The 3,408-nt window shown below is 70.2% G+C and carries 2 protein-coding genes; both read right to left on the reverse strand.

All coding sequences use genetic code 11. The annotated features are described in order from the left end of the window. Positions 1–103: 103 nt before the first annotated feature. A complete protein-coding gene (locus tag BKA18_RS02175) occupies positions 104–1,120 on the reverse strand; it encodes an NADP-dependent oxidoreductase (protein ID WP_366047794.1) in 1,017 nt (338 codons plus the stop codon). Between the two features lie 31 nt (positions 1,121–1,151). Next, entirely contained in the window at positions 1,152–3,407 is a 2,256-nt protein-coding gene (gene fabD, locus BKA18_RS02180) for an ACP S-malonyltransferase (RefSeq protein ID WP_366047793.1), read from the reverse strand. Between the last annotated feature and the right edge of the window lies 1 nt (position 3,408).

Raw genomic sequence — 3,408 nt, forward strand, 5'->3', positions numbered from 1 at the left:
CCATACCGGCCGGGAAGGAGATGGGGAACAATTTCACCGGAAATTCCGTGGAGACCGGAAACGCCAGGGAGTTCACCCTTTTCTTCCGCAGGGGGTGGTGTTTTCATTCGGCGATTCTCACGAGCATTTTGCCGGTGTTGGCGCCGCGCAGCATGTCGATGAATGCGGTGGGCGCGTTCTCCAGTCCCCTGACGACGGTCTCGCGGTAGGTGATTCTCCCGTCTGCCAGCCAGCCGCCCATGCGGGTGGTGAACTCGTCCGGGAGGTCGGCGTGGCCTCCGACGAGGAAGCCGCGCAGGGTGAGGCCCTTGGCGATGGCCTGCGTCAGGTTCCGTGGGCCGGCCGGCGGGGCCTGCTCGTTGGCCTGCGAGATGCTGCCGCAGAGGGCGAACCGCGCGCCCATCCTGGCCAGGACCAGGGCGGCGTCCAGGTGGTCGCCGCCCACGTTGTCGAAGTAGACGTCGATGCCCGCCGGTGCGGCCTTCGCCAGTTGTTCGAGAACCGGCCCGTCCTTGTAGTCGAATGCCGCGTCGAAGCCGAGCTCCCCGGTCAGATAGGCGACTTTCTCGGCGCTGCCCGCCGATCCGATCACGCGTTCCGCGCCGCAGAGCCGGGCGATCTGACCGACGAGGGAGCCCACCGCGCCCGCGGCCGCGGAGACGAACACGGTGTCGCCGGGCCGGAATTCGGCGACCTTGAGCAACCCCGTGTAGGCGGCGTGCCCCGGCATGCCGAGCACTCCGAGATACGCGCCGGGCGGCGCGAGTGCCGGGTCGATCCTGACCGCGCCGGCAGCGCCCACGACGGCGTACTCCCGCCAGCCGAGGCCGTGCAGGACCAGGTCACCGACGGCGAGGTGCGAGGACTTCGAGACGACGACCTCGCCGACGGCGCCCCCGTCGAGCGCCTTGCCGACGGCGAACGGCGGGACGTAGGACCTGGTTTTGTTCATCCGCCCGCGCATATACGGGTCGACGCTCATCACCAGGTTGCGGATCAGTACCTGGCCGGTCCTGACGGCGGGCGGTTCCGCCTGCACGACCGAGAAGTTCTCAGCGGTCGGCCACCCCTCGGGGCGGGCGGCGAGCCGGACTTCGGTGCCCGTGGACGGAACGGTCATCACGTTCTCCTCGACTGCGGTGGGATGTCCGTCACGCACTGGGCACACCGAGGGTGTCGCGCCAGTGCCGGCATGCGGTGGCGATGTGTTCGGCGGCGCCGTCGAGCAGCATGAGGCCGATCCGCTCTACGTGGCGGTGCCGCCATGAGGCGAGTTCGGTACCTTCGACCCACTGGTTGAAGGCCCCCAGCGCCGGGCCGGTCTGGACCTGGTAGTTCACTTTTCCGGAGCCGTCGCCGTTCATGGCCAGGCGCGTGGTGTGGAAGAAGTACCAGCGGAATACCAGCGCCATCTTCTGTTTGGGCTCGGCATCGGCCCGGTCGATGTCGGCGTCGCGCCCCTGCGACCGGAGATAGGCACGCACTTCGTCCCAGACCTCTTCGATGCTCTTTCCGAAGTAGGTTCTCTCCAGGAGGGAGCGCGTTTTCTCCGGAATATCGTCGAGGCCGTCGTAGTGGGAGTAGAGGGAGAACAGTCTGTTGGCCCGCGTGGGGAAGAAGACGCCTTTGCGGAGCACCTGCACCTTGGCACCGAATTCGAACATGTCGCCTGCGGGGGCGTAGGCGGTGTCGGCGATGCCGACGTCCTGCAGCATGTCCTTGACCTCGGTGCTCATGCCGGATTCCACCGTGCACTGGTTGATGGATCCGGTGAGTACGTAGTCGGCGCCCAGCATGAAGGCCGCCGCGACCGCCGCGGGGGTGCCGAGGCCGCCGGCGAGCCCCACGCAGAGCGGTTCGTCGTAGCCGTACCGGTCCTGGGCCTGCTGCCGGAGCTTGAGCATGGCGGGCATCATGACCGTGGCGACGCCGCCGTCCGTGTGCCCGCCGGAGTCCGCCTCGACCGTGATGTCGTGGCTCATCGGCACCGTCCGGGCGAGCTCCACCTGTTCGTCGGTGAGGGCGTTCTCCCGGCGGAGCCGGTCCAGGACCGGCCCGGGGGCGGGTGCCATGAACTGCTCGGCGACCTCCGGCCGGGAGACCTTGGCCACGATGCGGTGGTCGCACACCGTCCGGCCGTCGGCACCGCGGCTAAGTCCCCGTGCCCGGTAGAGGACGAGTGCGGGGGTCATCTGCAGGAAGGCCGACGCCTCGATGACGGGGACGCTGTGGCGCATCAGCAGGTCGACCAGCGCGCGCTCGGCCGCGGGGTCGTCGTGGTCGGCCAGTACGTTGACGCCGTAGGGGTGCCCGTCGGCCAGGCCGTGCTGGACCTCCTTCACCCCCTGCTCGATCTCCGGGAGCGGCAGGCCGCCGGTTCCCAGGAAGCCGAGAATGCGGTGCCGGCCGAGCCTGACGACCATCTCGGCCGAGGCGATTCCCCGGTACATGCCGCCCACGGCGTAGGCGTGGCGCACGCCCATGCGCCGGCGGAACAAGGGGCTGCCGAGCGCGGCGGCCGGTGTGTCGGGCCGGGCAGCCGGTGCGTCGGGCCGGGCGACCGGCCGCGGGGCGGAGCGGATCTGGTCGATCAGCCTGCCGAGCACGCGGCCCCCGAGTTCGACGAAGTCGGTGACGCCCTCGTCGAGGAGGTGGTGCACGCTCTCGGTCCAGCGCACGGGCTGCACGATCTGGTCGACGAGCGTGCGCGCGGTCCGGCCGGGGACATACGGGCGCGCCGTGGCGTTGGCGATCACGGGCGTCGCCGGGTCCCCGAGGGCGAATCCGTCGGCGAAGCGGGCGAAGTCCTGCTGCGCCTGCCGCATCAGGGGCGAGTGGAAGGCACCGGACACGTTCAGTCGCACGCAGCGGACGTCGCGCGCCTCGAGGTGTGCCACCAGCGCGTCGACGGTCGCGGTGTCGCCGGACACGACCTTCTGCTGCGGTGCGTTGTCGTTGGCGACGGTCAGGCCGCGGAAGCCGCCTTCGTCGAGGAGTTCGCGCAGCCGTGCCGCGTCGACCCCGACCACGGCCGCCATGCCACCGCCCCGTGCCTGCGCCATCAGTGCACCGCGCCGCTGGACGAGGCGCAGTCCGGTCGCGAAGTCGAAGGCGCCGGCGGCGTGCAGGGCGCAGTACTCCCCCAGGCTGTGCCCGGCGAAGAAGGCCGGCTCGTCGCCGGTGTTCTCGCGCCACTGCCGGTGGGCGAGCGCCCCGACCACGAACAGCGCGGGCTGCGTGTACTCGGTGCGGCCCAGTTGCCGGTGCGGATCGTCCAGGCACAGCGTGCGGAGGGAGTAGCCGAGGACTTCGGAGGCTTCGTCGGCGAGTTCGGGATACGCGTCGAACAGCTCGCGTCCCATGCCGCGCCGCTGGGCGCCCTGGCCGGGAAAGACCACTGCCTTCATG

It is taken from the genome of Streptomyces auratus (genome assembly GCF_050433025.1).
Lineage (GTDB): Bacteria > Actinomycetota > Actinomycetes > Streptomycetales > Streptomycetaceae > Streptomyces > Streptomyces sioyaensis.